The organism is Thiolinea disciformis DSM 14473, assembly GCF_000371925.1.
Classification (GTDB): Bacteria; Pseudomonadota; Gammaproteobacteria; order Thiotrichales; family Thiotrichaceae; genus Thiolinea; species Thiolinea disciformis.
The window spans coordinates 41,300-60,302 of the sequence record NZ_AQVE01000009.1 but is presented as its reverse complement, the minus strand read 5'-3'; the positions used below and the strand labels follow the sequence as shown (position 1 = coordinate 60,302).

General features: G+C 43.6%; 19 protein-coding genes. 8 read left to right on the top strand and 11 right to left on the bottom strand.

Annotated elements, in window-relative coordinates:
• The first annotated feature begins 6 nt into the window (after positions 1-6).
• The 4 genes from ccoS to A3IE_RS0108920 all read left to right on the top strand — a co-directional run bounded on the left by ccoS (position 7) and on the right by A3IE_RS0108920 (position 2,981).
• Entirely contained in the window at positions 7-213 is a 207-nt protein-coding gene (gene ccoS / locus A3IE_RS0108935; RefSeq protein WP_020395273.1) for a cbb3-type cytochrome oxidase assembly protein CcoS, read from the top strand.
• 304 nt (positions 214-517) lie between these two features.
• Positions 518-1,429 (top strand): LysR family transcriptional regulator, encoded by a 912-nt coding sequence (locus tag A3IE_RS0108930; RefSeq protein WP_026154855.1) that lies wholly within the window; start codon positions 518-520, stop codon positions 1,427-1,429.
• Positions 1,430-1,506: 77 nt separating this feature from the next.
• The gene (locus A3IE_RS0108925) at positions 1,507-1,881 is read left to right on the top strand and encodes a hypothetical protein (protein ID WP_020395271.1); all 375 of its coding nucleotides are present in this window, start codon (positions 1,507-1,509) and stop codon (positions 1,879-1,881) included.
• A 23-nt stretch (positions 1,882-1,904) separates the two neighbouring features.
• Positions 1,905-2,981, top strand: coding sequence for an AI-2E family transporter (locus tag A3IE_RS0108920; protein ID WP_020395270.1), 1,077 nt, complete (start codon positions 1,905-1,907; stop codon positions 2,979-2,981).
• On the opposite strand, the gene prmB is transcribed toward A3IE_RS0108920, so the two are convergent.
• Positions 2,978-3,910 carry a 50S ribosomal protein L3 N(5)-glutamine methyltransferase gene (gene prmB, locus A3IE_RS0108915; protein ID WP_020395269.1) on the bottom strand — a complete coding sequence of 311 codons (933 nt, stop codon included), beginning with the start codon at positions 3,908-3,910 and terminating at the stop codon, positions 2,978-2,980. The two genes, A3IE_RS0108920 and prmB, sit on opposite strands and share 4 nt — an antisense overlap.
• A 66-nt stretch (positions 3,911-3,976) precedes the next feature.
• Between prmB and asd the strand changes: the two genes are divergently transcribed.
• The gene (gene asd, locus A3IE_RS0108910; RefSeq protein ID WP_211206816.1) at positions 3,977-4,846 is read left to right on the top strand and encodes an archaetidylserine decarboxylase; all 870 of its coding nucleotides are present in this window, start codon (positions 3,977-3,979) and stop codon (positions 4,844-4,846) included.
• A 64-nt stretch (positions 4,847-4,910) separates the two neighbouring features.
• A complete protein-coding gene (gene pyrE, locus A3IE_RS0108905) occupies positions 4,911-5,561 on the top strand; it encodes an orotate phosphoribosyltransferase (protein WP_020395267.1) in 651 nt (216 codons plus the stop codon).
• 77 nt (positions 5,562-5,638) lie between these two features.
• Here pyrE and A3IE_RS0108900 read toward each other — a convergent pair whose 3' ends face one another.
• The 9 genes from A3IE_RS0108900 to ndk form a co-directional block, all read right to left on the bottom strand.
• Positions 5,639-5,890, bottom strand: a complete 252-nt coding sequence (locus A3IE_RS0108900) for a helix-turn-helix domain-containing protein (protein WP_020395266.1) — start codon at positions 5,888-5,890, stop codon at positions 5,639-5,641.
• Between the two features lie 523 nt (positions 5,891-6,413).
• Positions 6,414-6,914 carry a disulfide bond formation protein B gene (locus A3IE_RS0108895; protein ID WP_211206815.1) on the bottom strand — a complete coding sequence of 167 codons (501 nt, stop codon included), beginning with the start codon at positions 6,912-6,914 and terminating at the stop codon, positions 6,414-6,416.
• Between the two features lie 19 nt (positions 6,915-6,933).
• On the bottom strand, positions 6,934-8,973 hold the full coding sequence (locus A3IE_RS0108890; protein WP_020395264.1) for a cation:proton antiporter domain-containing protein: 2,040 nt from the start codon (positions 8,971-8,973) through the stop codon (positions 6,934-6,936).
• 110 nt (positions 8,974-9,083) lie between these two features.
• Entirely contained in the window at positions 9,084-10,511 is a 1,428-nt protein-coding gene (gene der, locus A3IE_RS0108885) for a ribosome biogenesis GTPase Der (RefSeq protein ID WP_020395263.1), read from the bottom strand.
• Positions 10,512-10,768: 257 nt separating this feature from the next.
• Positions 10,769-11,389: a YfgM family protein gene (locus A3IE_RS0108880; RefSeq protein ID WP_020395262.1), complete on the bottom strand. Its 621-nt coding sequence runs from the start codon at positions 11,387-11,389 to the stop codon at positions 10,769-10,771.
• Between the two features lie 38 nt (positions 11,390-11,427).
• Positions 11,428-12,786 carry a RodZ domain-containing protein gene (locus A3IE_RS0108875; protein ID WP_169333053.1) on the bottom strand — a complete coding sequence of 453 codons (1,359 nt, stop codon included), beginning with the start codon at positions 12,784-12,786 and terminating at the stop codon, positions 11,428-11,430.
• Positions 12,787-12,811: 25 nt separating this feature from the next.
• Positions 12,812-13,561: a type IV pilus biogenesis/stability protein PilW gene (pilW, locus tag A3IE_RS0108870; RefSeq protein WP_020395260.1), complete on the bottom strand. Its 750-nt coding sequence runs from the start codon at positions 13,559-13,561 to the stop codon at positions 12,812-12,814.
• A 2-nt stretch (positions 13,562-13,563) separates the two neighbouring features.
• Positions 13,564-14,670: a dual-specificity RNA methyltransferase RlmN gene (gene rlmN / locus A3IE_RS0108865; protein ID WP_020395259.1), complete on the bottom strand. Its 1,107-nt coding sequence runs from the start codon at positions 14,668-14,670 to the stop codon at positions 13,564-13,566.
• Between the two features lie 24 nt (positions 14,671-14,694).
• Positions 14,695-15,123 carry a nucleoside-diphosphate kinase gene (gene ndk, locus A3IE_RS0108860; RefSeq protein ID WP_026154852.1) on the bottom strand — a complete coding sequence of 143 codons (429 nt, stop codon included), beginning with the start codon at positions 15,121-15,123 and terminating at the stop codon, positions 14,695-14,697.
• Between the two features lie 237 nt (positions 15,124-15,360).
• Here ndk and A3IE_RS0108855 point away from each other — a divergent pair, with 237 nt between their 5' ends.
• Positions 15,361-17,004: a hypothetical protein gene (locus A3IE_RS0108855; protein WP_020395257.1), complete on the top strand. Its 1,644-nt coding sequence runs from the start codon at positions 15,361-15,363 to the stop codon at positions 17,002-17,004.
• A 96-nt stretch (positions 17,005-17,100) separates the two neighbouring features.
• On the opposite strand, the gene A3IE_RS22830 is transcribed toward A3IE_RS0108855, so the two are convergent.
• The gene (locus tag A3IE_RS22830) at positions 17,101-17,343 is read right to left on the bottom strand and encodes a hypothetical protein (protein ID WP_157832856.1); all 243 of its coding nucleotides are present in this window, start codon (positions 17,341-17,343) and stop codon (positions 17,101-17,103) included.
• A 157-nt stretch (positions 17,344-17,500) separates the two neighbouring features.
• Here A3IE_RS22830 and A3IE_RS0108845 point away from each other — a divergent pair, with 157 nt between their 5' ends.
• Entirely contained in the window at positions 17,501-19,003 is a 1,503-nt protein-coding gene (locus tag A3IE_RS0108845) for a YifB family Mg chelatase-like AAA ATPase (protein WP_020395255.1), read from the top strand.

Genomic DNA, 19,003 nt, shown 5'->3' with positions numbered 1-19,003 from the left:
AAGTAAATGGAAGCTCTGTATGTGCTCATTCCGATTGCGCTCGGCGTAATGATCGTGCTTGTGATAGCTTTTCTTTATACCGTACGTAGTGGGCAATATGATGACTTAGAAGGGCCTGCACACCGCATTTTGATGGATGATGATGATCCCCGCATTCCGGGAAATGCCAAAAAATCGCAGTGCTATGCGGTTAAAGTGGATGACAATAAATAAAAAAATTTATTCCATGCTCAAGTTAGAAGGTGGAATTATGCGTGTATGTAACCTTCTATCTTACTGATATGCTATTTTGTTCATCATTCTATCTCCCGTTTTAATTGATCTGGTCTATGCTATGACTAGCGTTAATAGGATGAATAATAGACAGAATTTATTGTCTGGTATTTTCTATCATGCTATTAAGCGCTATTATCCGGTAAATGGATGACCATTGGATGGTTTCAGGGACTCGTGAGATAACCCCCCTCTCGCACTTGCCTGGCTTAGCAGTGTCACAAACAAGGAGAACAGTTTCATCATGTCAGACAGAAGATTGCAGGTCTTCCATGCAGTGGCCCGTCTTTTGAGTTTTACTAAGGCTGCGGAAGTATTGCATATGACGCAACCAGCAGTAACATTCCAGATTCGGCAACTCGAAGACCAATTTGATACCCGTTTATTTGATCGAACGCACAATCGCGTTTCGTTAACTGAGGCCGGTCAGATTGTTTTTGAATACTCTGAACGTATTTTTGACCTTTATGGCGAAATGGAAAATGCCATTCGTGAAATGACCGATGACATTAGTGGTTCTTTGACCATTGGTGCCAGTACGACAATTTCCGAGTATATGCTGCCTGCATTGTTGGGCGATTTCAAAACTAAGAATCTGGACGTTAAGCTTCGCTTGCGCGTTTCTAATACTGAAGGCATTGTCTCTATGGTCGAGAACAATGTGATTGATTTAGGTATTGTTGAAGGGCCAGTGACTAATAAAAACTTATTAGTAGAAGTATGTCGTACGGATGAGTTGGTAGTGATCGCACCGTCAGGTCATGAGTTGACTAAACTTGCTAAAGTGAATGTCAACGAATTGCTCAAATACCCTTTTATTTGTCGTGAAGAAGGTTCTGGAACACGTGAAGTGACCATGGATTATCTTTATGCACAAGGAGCAGATAAGCATACTGTCAATAACTGTCTAGAATTAGGTAGTCCTGAAGCAGTAAAAGGGGCAGTTGAAGCCAGTATGGGTGTGTCTATTGTATCCAGCGTGAGCATTAGTAAAGAAATAAAGTTAGGCAGCTTAGTAGCGATTCCTTTAGATCCACCCTTAACGCGTGATTTTTCTTTCGTCCGTCAACGCCAAAAATTTAAAGTGCCCGCGATGGAAGAATTATTAGAGTTTGCTAGGGGCTACTGCCAAAAAGTTAAAAAAAATGAAGAGTAAATAATAAGGCTCATTTTTATTTGTGCAGCGAACTCCGTTAGAATAAAAAAAGCCTGATTAATGAGTGAAACTGCGTAATGAATGTATCTAGTGGCAATCAACAAGAAAAGAAACTACGCCAACTATTTCGTTCGTTGGGGCAGGCTGATCAAGAAACTCTAATCCGTTTCGCGGAGTTTCTGGCAGCCTCTCCAGCGACCGTCACCCCTGACTCAACTTTACAAGTGCCCGAAAATCTACCACGTCCTGCTGAAGAAAGTGTGGTCAAAGCGATTAAGCGCTTACGCCAAACTTATCCTATGTTGAATGCTGATAAATTACTCCAACCCACTTCTGATTTAATGTCCGCGCATGTCATTAAAGGTCAAGCGGCATCGGATGTTATTGATGCACTAGAAGCTTTATTTTCACAGCATTACCAACAATATAAAGATGCCTGTGCGAACTTCTAAGGCATTGTAAGGTCTCATCACAAATGATTAAGGTACTTAGTGATTGGTATAATCGCCATTTCTCCAACCCCCAAGTGGCGATTCTAGCGTTTCTACTGCTGGTTGGTTTTGTGGTTATCATTTATGCTGGTAAAACCCTAACGCCAATTTTGGCCGCTGTAGTCATTGCTTATATTTTGGATGGTGCAGTGGAGTGGTTACAGCGTTATAAACTTCCGCGTATAGCGGCGGTTGCCTTAGTATTTGGTGCTACTTTATTAGTATTGCTGGTAGCACTTTTGTTTATGATTCCGTTGCTGGTTAAGCAAACGACTCAATTTATCATTGCAGTCCCACAAATGCTCACCGTGGGGCAAAATGTAGTCATGCTATTGCCGGAGAATTATCCGAATTTAGTATCACAGAATATGGTAGAGGAAATCTTAAGCACTATCCGTACCCAAGTTTCTTCGTATTCACAGCAGGTGCTTAGTTTTTCCATAGCTTCTGTCTTTGATGTTGTGGCGGTGCTTGTTTATATGGTGGTTGTGCCACTTTTAGTGTTTTTCTTTCTCAAAGATAAATATTTAATCCAAGCTTGGTTTACACGGTTTTTACCGTATGAGCGTGCTTTGGTGAAGCAGGTGTGGGTGGACGTCAATATTAAAATTGCAGGCTATATGCGGGGTAAGTTGGTAGAGATTCTTGTCACGTGGCTCTCCACCTTTATCGTCTTTTTGTGGTTTGGTTTGCAATATGCCTTCTTGCTCTCTTTCGTTGTAGGTTTGTCCGCGCTTATTCCCTATGTGGGAGCGGCGATTGTTACTGTACCAGTTGCTTTAGTAGCTTATTTCCAATGGGGTTTTAACTCTGAGTTTGTCTGGTTGATGATTTGGTTTTTGGTAGTGCAAATATTAGACAGTAATTTGCTGGTGCCCCTATTGTTTTCGGAAATGGTAAATTTGCACCCAGTTGCAATTATCTGTGCGGTATTAGTATTTGGTGCATTGTGGGGGTTCTGGGGCGTGTTTTTTGCGATTCCCCTCGCGACACTGATTCATGCCGTCTTGAATGCATGGCCCAGCCTTAACCGAACCATGCCAGAAGCTCGTGTTGTTTAAGCCTTAAGCTTAAGTTGCGCTTGATGGCGATCTAATTGGTCAGCAGTTAAGAGGAAGACGCCATCACCACCGCGCTCAAACTCTAACCAGTGGAAAGGAATATTGGGATAGGCTTGTTGCAAAGCATATTGGCTATTGCCTACTTCCACAATCAAAATACCATCATCGTTTAAATAATGGCGTGCCTGTGCCAAAATGCGCCGTACAATGTCTAAACCATCTTTGCCAGCGGCTAAACCCAGTTGTGGCTCGTGGCGGAATTCATCGCCCATGGCAGCAATATCGTCAGCATCTACATAAGGTGGGTTGCTGATGATGAGATCATAACGTTTGGCTGGCATTTGTTCGAACAAGTCGGAGTGAATAATATTTACATGTTTGGTTAATTTATGACGCTCAATATTAATAGCGGCGACTTGTAACGCAGGATCAGAAATATCGCTTAAATCTACTTCTGCATCGGAAAAAGCATAGGCACAAGCAATGCCAATGCAACCGCTACCCGTACATAGATCTAAGATGTTTTGCACACTTTCCGGTTCCAGCCATGGATAAAACTGCTTTTCAATGAGTTCAGCCAGCGGCGAGCGAGGTACTAATACACGCTCATCAACAAAAAAGGGTAGTCCGGCAAACCACGCTTCTTTGGTCAAATAAGCAGCCGGTTTCCGTTCATTAACACGCCGCCATAAAACATCACTTACTTGCTTTTGTTCTGATTTGGTCAGGCGAGCATTAAAATATAAACTGGGTGTGTCGACAGGCAAATGGAGCGTGTGCAAGACTAAATAAGCAGCTTCATCCAGTGCAGAGGCCATACCATGTGAAAAATTTAATTCCGCTTCGCGAAACCGACTGGCTCCCCAACGGATAAAGTCTTGAATAGTAATCAATTCTTGACTAGAAAGTACGAGCGGATTTGAGGCCACAGTGCAATTCCTATTAATTCTTAGCGTTAATTAACGTATCATCCCTCATTTATCTTGTCATTTTAAATGCTTATGCTTAATCGTGCCAGTTTTGCTGACTATGTGAAATCTTTACCTTTTTATGTGTTACCGCATCATTTCTTATCGCGTATCGTGTTTAAACTCACGCGTGTACGCTCGAAAAAGTGGGTACCCGTGGTGATTCGGCATTTCGCTAAAGCGTTTCAGGTGAATTTGTCCGAAGCTGAACAGCCCGATCCGCAAGCTTATGAAACTTTTAATGTTTTTTTTACGCGACCTTTAAAAAAGGGACTTCGGCCTATTGTTCAGGGTGAAAAATACATAGCTAGCCCCGTGGATGGTGCGATAAGCCAATGTGGAGCAATTACGCAGGGACGTATTATTCAGGCCAAAGGGCAAGACTATACGGTTCAAGAATTATTGGGGGGGCTGGTCGAAACGGCTGCCCCTTTTATAAACGGGCAGTTTGCTACTATTTATTTATCACCCCGTGATTATCACCGTATTCATATGCCTTACGATGGGCGGTTATGCGAGCAAATTTATATTCCAGGGCGATTATTTAGCGTCGCGGGTTTTACCGCACGTGCTATCCCACGTGTTTTTGCACGAAATGAACGGGTAGTTGCTTTATTTGATACCGCATTTGGCAAAATGGCGATGGTATTAGTGGGAGCTATGAATGTGGCAGCGATTGAAACGGTCTGGGCTGGTTTAATTACGCCACCCCATCGTCATGCCATAAAGCGCGACATTTATGATCAGATAAAACTGGAGAAGGGTCAAGAAATGGGGCGCTTTAATATGGGATCGACGGTCATTTTATTATTTGAGTCAGCTAACTTGCAATGGTCTGAGGGCTGTGCGCCGGATATACCAGTGCGCTTAGGTGAGTTATTGGCTGAGTTTGCTTGATGTCTTTTGATGTCTAGTCTCTATTGAGTGTGCTTAAACTTTTGAATTTTTATGGCGATGAAGTATGAAACCCTATCAACATGCTTTTCTTGATTTTGCTATTCAACTTAATGTGCTGCGTTTTGGCGAGTTCACCTTAAAGTCAGGGCGAGTTAGTCCTTATTTTTTCAATGCTGGCTTATTTCAAACTGGCAGTGCCTTGAGTCAATTAGGGCGGTTCTATGCGCAAGCCATTATTGATTCGGGTGTTCAGTTCGACATGCTATTTGGCCCTGCGTATAAAGGTATTCCTTTAGTGTCTACGGTAGCAATTGCCTTAGCTGAGCAACATGGGCGCGATTATCCTTATGCCTTCAATCGCAAAGAGGCTAAAGATCATGGTGAGGGTGGTGTGATCGTAGGGGCGGCTTTACAAGGCAAAGTCCTAATCATTGATGATGTGATGACGGCTGGGACAGCTGTGCGTGAAGCAGCCGCTTTAGTCACTAAACAAGGGGCCAAGGTGGCCGGTGTTGCCTTAGCATTGGATCGCCAAGAAAAAGGCGTGGTAGGGGATTTATCGGCAGTGCAAGAAGTCGAGAAAAATTTAAGTATTCCGGTTATTAGTATCGTGCGTTTAAATGAAGTCATCCAGCATGTTCATGCACAACAGAGCGACCAGAAGCTTATCAAAGCCATTGCAGATTATCGCGCCCATTATGGTGTTATGGATTAGCGACTAGCATGAAAAACCCCCAGCGCTTGATGTTTTGGGGGTCTTGTTGGAATCTTAGTTCAGTCAGTAAACTAGGATTAGAGGAGGTTGTGGCGCTTCAGCTTAGTACGTAAAGTAGCACGGTTAATGCCCATACATTGTGCAGCACGAGATTGATTGCCATGTGTATATTTCATCATGACATCCAGCATAGGTTTTTCTACTTCATCCATCACTAAACGATGGATATTAGTGGCATCATGATCGCCAAGCGCGTCTAAATATTCTTGTAGCGTGCGCTCAACGGTTTCTGATAAAGAGGGATCTAAGGCGCGATTTGGTGTACTCATTTTCATGTAACCTTTTAATATTAAGCCCATGCAGCACTAAGCCGGTTCGACTAGCACCACATTTGTATGGACAATTTGTCGTGAATCTCTCTAAATTTGTTGTAATTTGATTTTTCGGTTATCCAGTCCAAAATACCATCTGATATTGTAAGGTCTTATCCGAAGGCCAGCCTCCACGCCGGAAAAATCATCCGGGGCTGTGACAAATCTTGTTACAACGATGGCCAGCAATTTAGACAAATTTTATTTCGCCCAGTTGCATTAACCTTAGGCGCTGAATGCCCATTGTTCCACCATTTTCTGTTTAACAGTTTGTCAGCCAACCGCAGGTTTGCTTGATATTAAAACACCGAAAATAAGCGGAATTTTCTTCTCTAACGCATAACCTGCATAAAAGAATACCACAGACGATAAATTCTTCGTCAATAGCAAGACGAGCGTAAGTGATGCACGGACAAATGGAAAGTTTAATAGAATTTACTAATTTATGTCCGTGCTAGAGAGGGCTTATATGCTATGAAATTTAATCAGTAGAAAGATTTTTGGCCTTAAAAAATAGCCAAATTGCATAAGTTGCTAATAAAATAAACAATGGTAAGGTAAGCTCTGGCATACTAAAGCCCATAAAGCGCCAATCTACTTCGGCACATTCACCACTACCCTTAAAGACATTGTTAATGACCGAGCTGAGCGGTAGGGTTTCTAACCAATAATCTAAGCCAGGACCACAAGCAGGCACTTGATCTTTGGGTAAATGCTGCAACCAGACATGGCGGCCAGCCACCACTACGCCCCATAATGCTGACAAAAATAATAAAACCCCATAAATTCTTTGCCCAATCAGTCTAGGATTGTGAATAAAGCCAGCCAATGCCACCAAGCCAATGCCAATCACAGCAAAGCGTTGGAAAATACACAAGGGGCAGGGTTCAAGGCCTTGTATATGTTGAAAATAGAGTGCCGCACCCATCATGGCTAAGGAGAAGAGAAATAAAATTAAGTAGTGGTAACGTATGGTCATCATAAGTCCTGATCAATAGAGCCTAGCTTTGTGAGGGCTGAATTTTAGCGCTTTTTTCAGCCGAACTGTCTTTTTCTTTTGCATCACCGTGTAGGCGCTTTTCAATGTCTTGAAACTGGTTGGTGGTGCGTTCTAAGACCAAGATATCACCGGCTTTAATAAGCATATTGGGTTCAGGGTTATCGCCGCGAATGTCGCCACGGCGCAAAGATTTCAAACGGATATTCAACTCCTCAAGCCTAAGATCGCTAATCATTAAGCCAACAGCCTTATCTTTTTCTTGGATGGTCACTGTATGTAAAAAGGTCTCCGTGCGGCGGCGTGGTGCATTAAACTCTTGGCCATGGAAAAAGCTTTTTAAAGAACGATAACCATCAGCACGTAAACGATCTACCACTTCTGTGATTTCATTATTCGGTAAATCAAGACTTTCCAAGACACGGCGCGTTACCATGACGCTAGCTGCAATCGCTTCTGGTAAAACTTCGGTTGCTCCCGCATCCATTAAAGGCTGCATGGCTTGTTCTTCACGGATCCGAACTAAGATGGGTACAGATTTTTGTTTTTTACGAGCAGCCTCGGTAATACGCTTTGCTATTTCAGGGTCAACGACGGTAACAACAACCATACGTGCACGATATAAACCGGCGGCAATTAAAATTTCGGGGCGTGTTGCGTCCGCATAATAAACCTTATCGCCTGCATCCCAAGCTGCACTCACAATACTAGGATCTAGTTCTAAACCGATATAGGGAATATTCTGTTCTTGTAAAAGGCGGGCTAGCACTTGTCCTACTCGACGGTAGCCGCAGATAATCACATGGTTTTCGATTTCTTTAACTTCGAGACTGAAGGTATGAGCTTCTTTATAACGCTGTTTTAAATATTGCGCACCAACTAATTTGCGAGTCAGTTTATCATTATAGCGAATAATAAAGGGTGCTAAAGCCATGCTAATGACAACCGCGGCCAAAGCAGCTTGCACTTCTGATTCATCCAGTAATTGATTGCTTAAAGCCAAGGCTAATAAAGCAAAACCAAATTCACCGCCTTGCGCTAACACTAGGCCAGTACGGGTTGAAGAAGCTAATTCACCCGTAAATAAACGGGTCAAGCCAGCAATTAACGTCGCTTTAACAATAGTCATGCTAAGAACTAATAATAAAATAGGCCACCATAATTGAGGAATGACGGCTAAATCAATTTTAGAGCCAACAATGATAAAAAATAGACCCATCAAAATATCGCGAAAGGGACGAATTTCACTTTCAATTTGATGCTTATATTCAGTTTCACTTAAAAACATCCCTGCAACAAATGCCCCTAAGGCGAGCGATAGACCAAGCGCTTCCGTTATCCAAGCAGAGGTTAAAGCGACTAATAAAACCGTGATATTAAAAAGTTCGACCGATTCTGTTTCAGCAATGTATTTAAATAGGGGGCGCAACAAGTAATTCGATAGCCAGACGGTAAGCATGAGCCCAAGAATACTGACCAAGCCTTGTAGCAACATGACTAATAGGTTCATATCTTCCCCGCTATTTCCACTGAGCAAAGGAATAGCGATTAAGAAGGGCACGACAGCAATATCTTGGAATAAGAGGACACCAAGGGCCAATTGGCCATGGCGAGCTTGTAATTCGCCTTGATCAGTTAATTGTTTGACAACAATAGCAGTGGATGAGAGCGCCATAGCACCCGCTGCGATGACTGCGCCTTGCCAACTAATATTAAAGAACTTTAATAATAAAAAGCCAGTTAGTGTTGACACTAGCATTTGCAGGCTGCCTAATCCTAAAATAGTATTACGCATTGCAAGAAATTGTTTAAAAGAGAATTCTAGTCCAATAGCAAATAAAAGAAAAACTACGCCAACTTCCGCCATAAAATCTATTGAGTGATTTTCGGGTAGCCAGCCCAATGCGTTGCTACTGGTGAGAGCGCCCACTAATAAATAACCTAGAATAGGCGGTAATTTAAAAGAGCGAAACAGAATGACTGCGGTCACTGACATAACCAGCAGTAATAAAATACCTTGTAATAAATTAATATTCGATTCCACGAAGCCCTCAAGTCCTAGTTTAACGTTATATTCTGGACGCCACTGCTACAATAAGTGGTTGTTTGCTTGGCTTCGACTGCTACTAAGCGAGTCGATATGATAGAGTAATTTTATTTCTTTTTGGTGAAATTCATTAAGCGTTTGCGTTTATGTTGTTGTCGCGGCGTTAAGGTATTACGCTTACCCTCAAAAGGATTATCACCCGTTTTAAATTCTAATTTAATCTGCGCACCTTTAATTTTTAATGTTTTCTGGAAATAGTTAATTAAGTAGCGTTTATAGGCAACCGGAATCTTTTCTGTTTGGTTACCATGAATAACCACTACAAAAGGATTGCTACCACCTTGATGCGCAAAACGTAATTTGATACGTCGACCTGCGGACATAGGCGGTTGATGCATACTAACCGCTGTTTCCATAATACGTGTTAGACGTGAGGTCGGTACTTTTAACATAGACGACTCATAGGCTTCATGAATCGATTTGTATAGATTACCCACACCAGAGCCATGTAAAGCAGAAATAAAATGGCGTTCAGCAAAATCTAAAAAAGTGAGTTTTAGAGAAAGTTGATGCTTAATATAATCGCGCTCATCATTTTCTAGGCCATCCCATTTATTGATGGCTAAGACTAAGCCCTTACCTTCGTCTAAAATCAAGCCAAGTAAGTGGGCATCTTGATCCGCAATCACATCGTGGGCATCCAATACCATCACAACAACATGGGCGGCACGAATAGCTTCCAGCGTTTTAATAACACTAAATTTTTCAATCGTTTCATTCACACGACTACGGCGCCGTACACCTGCCGTATCAATCAGTGTGTATTGGCGGCCATCTTCACGTTCGAAAGGAATGAAAATACTATCGCGTGTTGTCCCTGGTTCATCAAAGGCAATAACACGTTCTTCGCCTAAAATACGATTAACTAAAGTAGATTTTCCCACATTCGGGCGACCTACTATAGCAATACGAATCCGAGAATCTTCTTCTGGCTCGGCTGTTTCATCCGTTTCACTAAGCTCAGTTTCTGGTTCCGGTACATCGGTCGGAAAATGCTCCAGTACAGCTTCCATCATCGCCGTAATACCGCGATTTTGAGCAGCGGCGATTTTATGAACTTCAGTAAAACCTAAGCCATAAAATTCGCCTGCGACTTGATCCGCATCGACGCCGTCAATTTTATTGATTAATAAAAAGACAGGCTTACCCGTTTGGCGCAAGTCTTTAGCGATGGCTTCATCACCAGCATTTAAGCCTTCACGCCCATCGACCAAGAATAATAAACCGTCAGCCTCGTCAATGGCAGCTAAGGTTTGCTTAGCCATTTGCTGGTCAATACCTTCTTTTTGTTCGCTTAGGCCACCCGTATCGACCACTAAATATTCGCGCTCAAATAATTCGCCTGTACCGTATTGGCGGTCGCGCGTAAGCCCGGGAAAGTCTGCGACTAAGGCATCGCGCGAGCGGGTGAGTCGATTAAACAATGTCGATTTGCCCACATTGGGGCGGCCTATCAAGGCTAATACTGGTTTCATAATGATGCTAATTGGTAGGCAGCTAGCACGCCGCTTTTGCCAAAAGTATAAATGACTTGGTTAAAATTCACAGGTGCTACCGTGTAACCGAATAATTGCCTTGCAAAGTAGGCGCAGTAGGTTCACGGCGCGCTAAATCCTCTATTGTCTAAGATAAGTTGCTCGTTTGTGGATCAGTTTCCAGACCTGCTCTAGTTTACTTATTGAATAAAGCTGGCATTAACGCTCCGCTAGAGCAGCAGTATCTCAGGAAATGCTTAAGCTCCTTGGCCTAAATTATCCAGTTTTAGCTGAATCAGTTCATTACCGCCCGCTTGATTAGCAGCAATGGCTTTTTTATAAGCTTCACGCGCTTCATTGAGCTGGTTCTTGGTAACAAAAATATCACCCTTTAGCTCTTGCTTAAGGGACTCATACGCCGTTGAGCTAACACTATCCACCAATTTTAAAGCTTCATCCTGCTTATTTTGATCCAGTAACACCCGAGCTAAGCGTAAGGTAGTCACTAGCTTTAAATCGGGGTCTTTACCGTTATCCATCACCCAGCGCAAAGCTTTGGCAGCCGCCTCTAAATCACCCTGTTCCGCCGCAACTTTCGCGGCTTCTAAGGAGGCCAAGGCTGCATAAGGTGTTTTCGCATAACTAGCTTGCAACTCTGACACTAGTTTGTCAGATTGGGTTTTATCGGTTGTTTTAAGGAGTTTTTGATATTCCAGTGCAGCGGCTTCCGTGGTTTGTACCTGATGCTTCTGCCAATACTCCCAGCCGAATAAACCCACAATCGCTAATATGATGGCGGCAATTACGGAGGAGCCATATTCACGCCACCATGCTTTGACATCTTCGGCTTTTTCTTCGTCACTTTTGTACTCAATCATGCATTAGCCCTTTGCTACTCTGCTGTTTATTAGTTGAATTAATTAATCGTAAAACGAGCCACACTGCCTTTAATATGAGGAGCGAGATTATAGGCCTGACCATTGAAGTAAATTCGTACACCTTCAGCATTACCAATCTTAAAGCTTAGGGGCGTGCCGGTTTTAAATTCCTTCCAAGTATTGGCGGTATTCAAAGCTTCAAAAATAATTTTATTGCGACCATCACGTACTTGTAACCAAGCATCATTTAAAAACTCCATCCGCACGACAACCGGCCCATCAATGGGTTGCTGGCGCGTCGCAGGGGCAGGTGTTTTAGTACTAGCAGTGTCTGTCGCAGCACTAGCCGGAGGTGTTGTTGTCGCTGGGGGAGTAGCGGTAGCCGTAGTAGTCGTTGTACTGGGTGCAGTTGTAGTACTTGCTGTGGCATCGCTTGGCGGTGTGCTAATTGCAATAGGCTCTGTTGGTTTTGTATCAGATGTAGCTGGCGTGTTGACATCGGCTGGTTTAATGTCAGTTGATAAAGCACCTGCTTCAACCGAGGGTTTGCCAGTATCTTTCATCGCCAAGCTAGTCGCCTCTGGTGTAGTGGCCGTCGCCGTGTTACCCGAGGCTGTTGTGCTGTCAGTTGGCGGAGTGGTACTAGGAGTTGCGGCAGTTGTAGTGGCATCAGTAGTAGCAGGCGATGTATTAGTGTCCGACGCATTAGTGCTTACAGTGCTGTCCGCTGTACTGGTATTGCTAGCCGTATCGGCAGATGAACTATTGGATGTCGTACTACTGCTGGGTAGTGGTGCGGGCAGGTCCGTCTTAGCCATAGAAGCTGTTGGGTGCTTGAGTGTGGCCTTTTCTGAAAAACTTGCCCAAGTATTTTTTACCCAGTCTGCAACGCTAGGAACCATAGACAACATGGCAAATAAAGCCACGACCAATACCAAGCCAAATAAGCGCAAGCCATTGCCTGAGCCTAAATAAACACGTTTATCACGTTGTTTAGGGTCTTTTGAAGCTAGGGACGAGGTATTGGTGATAGTAGGTGTGTTGCGAATCGCAGATTTAATGGGCTTGCCTGCTTCCGCAGCACCAACACGCAATACTTCGTAAGTACGAATTAAATCCTGAGGATCGCTGCCATCTAAGCGCGCGTAGCTACGCAAATAGCCACGTACATAAGGCGGATCGGGTAGGTCTTTAAAGTTTTCCGCTTCTAAAGCATTAACAATGGCTGATGACAAGCGCATTTCACTAGCGGCTTGTTCAACATTCATATCCGCTTTATCACGAATAGCTTTGAGCTTGTGCGATAAATCCCCGGGCAGAATTACAGAAGGATCACGCGCAGGCGCTTGTGGGGTTGCTTGATGTTCAGTGTCTTGTATTGGTTGAGTTTCTGTCACGCCCAGCTCCATGGAATCATAACAGCTAGCTACCTTGATTTAAGCTAGCAGCTTCATTGCTTTTGGGGAAGCGCGCTAATAGGGTTGTTGCGCATTTCTCCGCTTGATCAGTGTCATTTAAGGCTCGGTTTATCTTAGTACACAACCACAAGGTTTCGGGTGTGTCTGAGCCTTGCTCATTATACCGATAAAGGAACGCTTGTGCTTTGGCATTTTCGCCACGCATGTGCTCAATTTCGGCCATTCGATATAATGCTAACGCAAATTTGGGGTTGCGCTCTAAGGCAAGGCGATAATGGTGTTCGGCTTGCACATAATCCCCTTGTTTTTGTAAACAAACGCCTGCATTGGTATATGCAAATTCAGGGGTAGGATACAGAGGATTACTGAAGGCCACCGAAAATGCCTTAACCGCTTCTGCATAAGCGCCCGTTTTACATAAATGCGAGCCATAATTATTTAATAATTCAGGATTACGACCATCGCGCTCTAAGGCTTTGCGAAAGTGTACCCTTGCTTGTTCATTATAGCCTAAACGATCTTGTAACAGGGCATAATAATGATGCGCTTTAGAGGAACGTGGATTTTTAACCAAGGCTTTTTGTAAGTTTTCATTGGCTAAATCAAGTCGTTCTTTCTGCAAATACCCAATACCTAAGTCGGCGTAATAATCGGCAGTTTTTGCATCACTCGTTTTTGGTTGGCTAGATGTCGTCTCGCAACCGCTCAAAGCTACACATAGCAGCAAAGCGGCTAAGCCTTTTATTGTTTTCATTATTAAAGCCCCTGTTCAAGCCGGGCGAAATGTATCTCTCTACGACTGCGATCATTCACTTGGCCTGCTAACTGCCCACATGCCGCTTCAATATCATCGCCCCGCGTTTTTCGTGTTGTTATGGTATAACCGTAGTTTGTTAAAATATCACGAAACCGATAAATCCGATTGTTACTAGAGCGCTTATAACGCGTATCTGGGAACGGATTAAAAGGTATCAGATTAATTTTAGAAGGTATATCTTTCAATAGCTTAGCTAGCTCATGAGCGTGCTGATCACTATCGTTTACCCCATCAAGCATTACATATTCCCAAGTAATATGATTGCGTTGATTGTCTTTTTTATCTAAAAATCGTTGGCAAGCTGGTAAGAGTACTTCAATCGGGTATTTGCGATTGAGCGGAACCAGCTTATCACGCAATTCATTATTAGGTGCATGTAAAGAGACAGCCAGCGATACATCAATCACATCGCCTAAGCGATCTAGAGCTGGGACAACCCCTGAAGTACTGACTGTCACGCGACGCCGACTTAAGCCATAAGCATTATCGTCCAGCATCAGTTGCATCGCGGCCACCACATTATCAAAATTCAATAGTGGCTCACCCATGCCCATCATGACTACATTGGTGATAGCGCGCGCTGATTTAGCATCCGGCTGTAAAGCGCGTTTTGCAATCCATAATTGCCCAATAATTTCGGCAACACTCAGATTACGGTTAAAACCTTGGCGCGCTGTGGCACAGAATGTGCAATCTAAGGAACAGCCCACTTGTGAGGAAATACACAAAGTGCCCCGATCATCTTCTGGGATAAAGACCATTTCGATGGCATTGCCGCTTTCTAAGCGTACCAACCACTTACAGGTGCCATCGATGGAGCGGTGTTCTGACATCACTTCAGGAGCACGAATTTCAGCGTGCTCTTGAAGGTAGTTACGCATGGTTTTGCTCAGATTTGTCATCTGCTCGATGCTATCGACACCCTGTTGGTGTATCCATTTCAAGACTTGGGTAGCACGAAAGGGTTTCTCGCCAAGGCTAGCGAAATAGTCTTTTAGTCCATCATGGCTAAAATTCAGCAAATTAGTGCGAGCAAAATCTGTCACAAAATAACCTTAGCGCAGCGCTAATCAACGTGTACGTGGGCAAAGACCATCTTTAAAGAAATAAGCGATCTCAATTTTAGCGTTTTCTAGGCTGTCAGAACCATGAACAGCATTTTCATCGATACTATCAGCGAAATCCGCACGAATGGTACCTTTGTCAGCGTTCTTAGGATTGGTTGCACCCATCAATTCGCGATTCTTAGCGACAGCATTTTCACCCTCTAAGACTTGAACCATGACTGGGCCTGATGTCATAAATGCAACTAAATCGTTAAAGAAAGGTCTTTCTTTATGAACAGCATAAAAACCTTCTGCTTGTTCCTTGCTCAGGTGTATCATTCTAGCCGCCACAATCTTCAAACCGGCTTGTTCGAAGCGGCTATAAATTTGACCAATCACGTTTTTTGCAACAGCATCTGGTTTAATAATAGAAATAGTTTGCTCAATGGCCACAGTGTAACTCCAATAAATCTTGAGTGAAGATAGAATAAACGTTTTGCGGCGCATAGTGTAATGCCTGTACCTAGTACAGGTAAACAAGATTGCTTGACGATGAGCTATCGATGCGCTTGGATGAAACGGGCTGGCTCGAAAACATGACGTTTAGTCGATGGAATGATTTATAGAAAGTGAACCTAACATTAAAATAGTGTCACTAATTATGACTCTAAAATGAAGGAATAAGAACACATGCGATTGTTTCTCAACAAATTTAGCCTAGGCTTAGTTGCTGCTTGCTTATTGGGTGCAACACCGTGGGTAGCTGCTAATAACCAAGCTTCAGCTCTGGGTTCTAATACCAATGAAGTCACTGAGGACGATTCAAGTGTGCCTTTCATTGACTTATTCCGTGCTGCTTTACCGTTTGCAGAAGCGCGCCCTTGGCTTACGGGACAAAATGTCCAAATGGATGCTGATGGTTGGCCCGCGCGTTTAAACGGTCAAATTGCGGGAACACGTTTTTTAAGTAATTTGCCCAGCGCAGCCATCCCAAGTGGCCAGTACATTGTGTTATACGATGGTCAAGGCAAAATCCAATTCGGTGGTGATGCAAAATTGGTCTCGATGGAGCCTGGGCGTGAAATTATTAGCCTGACACCGGGCAGTGATAATAAATTCGACGCGACTTTGCGCATTGTAGAGTCCAACCCTAATAACTATGTACGCAATATTCGTATTTTACCCCCTGATGGGATGTGCGCTAATAATCCTTTCAAGCGCGTACCAAATGCCGGAGCCTGTCCGGGCAATTACCAGTCCTTCGAGCAAAATTACGCACAGCAAATTTTTAATCCTGATTATTTAAACTATATGAAGGATTTCAAAGCAATTCGTTACATGAATTTTAGCGGGGTGAGTAATGACCCACGTTCTTCATGGAATCAGCGTAATAAAATGACTGATGCTACTTGGGGGGGCAAGCAAGGTACCCGTGGCGCACCGATTGAAATTCAAATTGAATTAGCTAATCGTGTCAATGCGCATCCTTGGTTCACGATTCCTCATGCAGCAGACAATAACTATGTGACGCAGTTTGCTCAGTTGGTCAAACAACGCTTGCGCCCGAATTTAAAGCCGCACATTGAATACAGTAATGAAACATGGAACTTCATTTTCTTACAAGGTAACTATGTGCGTGACATGGGCATGGCGCGTCGCTTGGACAGCAATAAGAATCGTGCAGGTTATCGCTTTTATTCCGAACGTTCAGTCGAAATCTTTAAGATTTGGGCGAATGTGTTTGGGGGTAGCCAACGTCTAGTGCGTATTTTGAGTGGCTGGACTATTGATACTCAAGTGACTGAAACCATTTTAAGTCATAAGGATGCTTATAAATATGCAGATGCTTTTGCGATTGGGCCTTATTTCTTTGGCGATCATCAATCGATTCAAACAGTACGCACCTTAGATCAAACGTTTAAATTATTAACGGATGATCAGTATCGTTATTCCATTAATAATGTTTTAGAGTTTGTGCATAAACAAGGTGTGGTAGCAGCAAAATATAATCTACCCCTTATGGCCTATGAAGGTGGTCAAGGATTGGTAGATTTTAAGACGACTGATGATATGCAAATGCCAAATCCCTTGTTGTATCAAGCTAATCGTCATCCACAAATGGCTACCTTTTATACTAGATTCTTAAATGGTTGGGCGCAAGACGGTAATACCACTTTATTTATGCACTATACTTCACCCCGCACTTATCGCCGTTATGGCGCTTGGGGGAGTAAAGAGTATGTGAGCCAGCCAACGAGCCAAGCTCCTAAGCATCAAGCCTTATTAAACTTTATTAAAAGTCGTCCATGCTGGTGGGATGGTTGTCGCCAATAATGACTTAAAGGCTCCTAATAAAAAGCCCGCTTTAGAGCGGGCTTTCTTTTATCTAATCCTTGTAGTGTTAACACTCAAGGATTATTAAAAACAGAGTTATTCGGAAAAAACGAGAGAAATACCGCGCGCCAATAAAGTGGTCACTAAGCCCAAGCTAAATCCTAGACTGAGTAGCGTTATAAACAAATGCAGTAAATGATTGACATCGGTCTGAGTCAAATTGTTAACTAATGCAGCACCTTTGGTTTCTTGCAACATGGCGATTAAACCTAAGGCTGCACCACTAATAAAACTACCTGTGAAAAGTAGTATAGATGAAGAAGCGTGTTGTGTATTCATAACAGCTATTACGCCATAATGCCTATTAATAAAAAATAAGGCTCTGTTTAATTGGCAAGGATTAGGTGATAGGTGTTTCCCATCCGTCGTGTACGGTTGAAATGGGAAAATGAACGTTGGCAAAATAGCAGCATTTATAATAATAACTGACATTGCCATGAATTTAGCCATTGTGTATAGCCGAACGAATGCTGGTTTGGATGCTCCTCTAGTCAGTACCGAAGTTCATCTTGCCAATGGTTTGCCCAGCTTTTCAATCGTGGGATTGGCAGAAATGGCGGTGCGCGAGAGCCGTGATCGGGTGCGTGCAGCCATTATTAATTCAGGTTTTAGCTTTCCGATTAAGCGGATTACGGTGAATTTAGCGCCTGCGGATATTCCCAAAGATGGTGGTCGTTTTGATTTGCCGATCGCCTTGGGCATTTTAGCGGCTAGTGAGCAGATTCCAGCAGATACTTTTCAGGATTATGAGTTTATTGGTGAATTATCCTTGGGCGGGCAATTGCGTGCGGTGCGTGGTGTGCTACCAACCGCAATTAAAGCACGAGTGAGTGGGCGCAAATTGATTTTACCAGCCGATAATGCTCCCGAAGCAGGCATTATACAGGGATTAGACGTTTTTCCCGCTCAAGATTTAGCAAAAGTTGTCGAACATTTGCAAGGGGTCAAGCGCTTAGTGCGTTGGCAACAAGCTATAGAGCGCCACAAAACCAGTTACTCGATGGATTTAAGTGAGGTAAAAGGTCAGTTTCCAGCACGACGTGCGTTGGAAATTGCTGCGGCAGGTGGTCACAATCTCTTAATGGTGGGGCCGCCCGGCACGGGTAAAACGATGTTAGCCAGTCGACTGGCTACTATTTTGCCCGACTTAAGTGAACAAGAGGCCTTAGAGGCTGCCACACTTGCTTCGATTAGTCATTTGGGTTTTGATGCAAATGATTGGGGTAGGCGTCCTGTGCGCGAGCCGCATCATACTTCCTCTGGTGTAGCCTTGGTGGGTGGTGGATCAAGTGTAAAGCCGGGCGAAATTTCTTTAGCTCATCATGGTGTGTTATTTCTGGATGAGCTGACAGAGTTTGATCGTAAGGTCTTGGATGTTTTGCGTGAGCCTTTAGAAACTGGCCGCATTACCTTATCGCGTGCGGCACGCCAAGCAACTTATCCGGCTCAGTTTCAGTTAGTAGCGGCCATGAATCCTTGTCCGCAGGGGCGTGCTTGTGATTTTCAAGCCCATTGCGAATGTACGCCAGAGCAGCAAAAACGCCATCGTGCACGCATTTCTGCACCTTTTTTGGATCGAATTGATTTACAAGTTGATGTGCCACGCGTGAAACAGGAGGATCTACAGTCGTTAAAAACAGGGGAGTCTAGTGCAGTGGTGCGTACACGAGTACTCCAAGCACGCGAGCGTCAATATGAGCGCCAGCAAAAAACTAATCATGCGCTGAGTGGAGGGGAGGTCGATCGTTATTGTACGCTTGCCCCTAAAGATCAACATTTATTAAGCCATGCCATGGAACAGTTTAAGCTTTCTGCACGTGCCTATCACCGCATTTTGAAAGTGTCGCGTACCATTGCTGATTTGGCAGAGAGTGATGCGATTCAAACGCGCCATTTAACAGAAGCGCTGTCTTATCGTGCTTTGGATCGTCTGGCTTAG

Coding starts and splice junctions, on each gene's coding strand:
- A3IE_RS0108880 (WP_020395262.1), bottom strand. CDS start 11,389: ATGATTGAGTACAAAAGTGACGAAGAAAAAGCCGAAGATGTCAAAGCA.
- A3IE_RS0108895 (WP_211206815.1), bottom strand. CDS start 6,914: ATGATGACCATACGTTACCACTACTTAATTTTATTTCTCTTCTCCTTA.
- A3IE_RS0108900 (WP_020395266.1), bottom strand. CDS start 5,890: ATGAGTACACCAAATCGCGCCTTAGATCCCTCTTTATCAGAAACCGTT.
- asd (WP_211206816.1), top strand. CDS start 3,977: ATGCTTATGCTTAATCGTGCCAGTTTTGCTGACTATGTGAAATCTTTA.
- A3IE_RS0108925 (WP_020395271.1), top strand. CDS start 1,507: ATGAATGTATCTAGTGGCAATCAACAAGAAAAGAAACTACGCCAACTA.
- pyrE (WP_020395267.1), top strand. CDS start 4,911: ATGAAACCCTATCAACATGCTTTTCTTGATTTTGCTATTCAACTTAAT.
- A3IE_RS0108855 (WP_020395257.1), top strand. CDS start 15,361: ATGCGATTGTTTCTCAACAAATTTAGCCTAGGCTTAGTTGCTGCTTGC.
- der (WP_020395263.1), bottom strand. CDS start 10,511: ATGAAACCAGTATTAGCCTTGATAGGCCGCCCCAATGTGGGCAAATCG.
- A3IE_RS0108845 (WP_020395255.1), top strand. CDS start 17,501: ATGAATTTAGCCATTGTGTATAGCCGAACGAATGCTGGTTTGGATGCT.
- ccoS (WP_020395273.1), top strand. CDS start 7: ATGGAAGCTCTGTATGTGCTCATTCCGATTGCGCTCGGCGTAATGATC.
- A3IE_RS22830 (WP_157832856.1), bottom strand. CDS start 17,343: ATGAATACACAACACGCTTCTTCATCTATACTACTTTTCACAGGTAGT.
- A3IE_RS0108930 (WP_026154855.1), top strand. CDS start 518: ATGTCAGACAGAAGATTGCAGGTCTTCCATGCAGTGGCCCGTCTTTTG.
- A3IE_RS0108920 (WP_020395270.1), top strand. CDS start 1,905: ATGATTAAGGTACTTAGTGATTGGTATAATCGCCATTTCTCCAACCCC.
- pilW (WP_020395260.1), bottom strand. CDS start 13,561: ATGAAAACAATAAAAGGCTTAGCCGCTTTGCTGCTATGTGTAGCTTTG.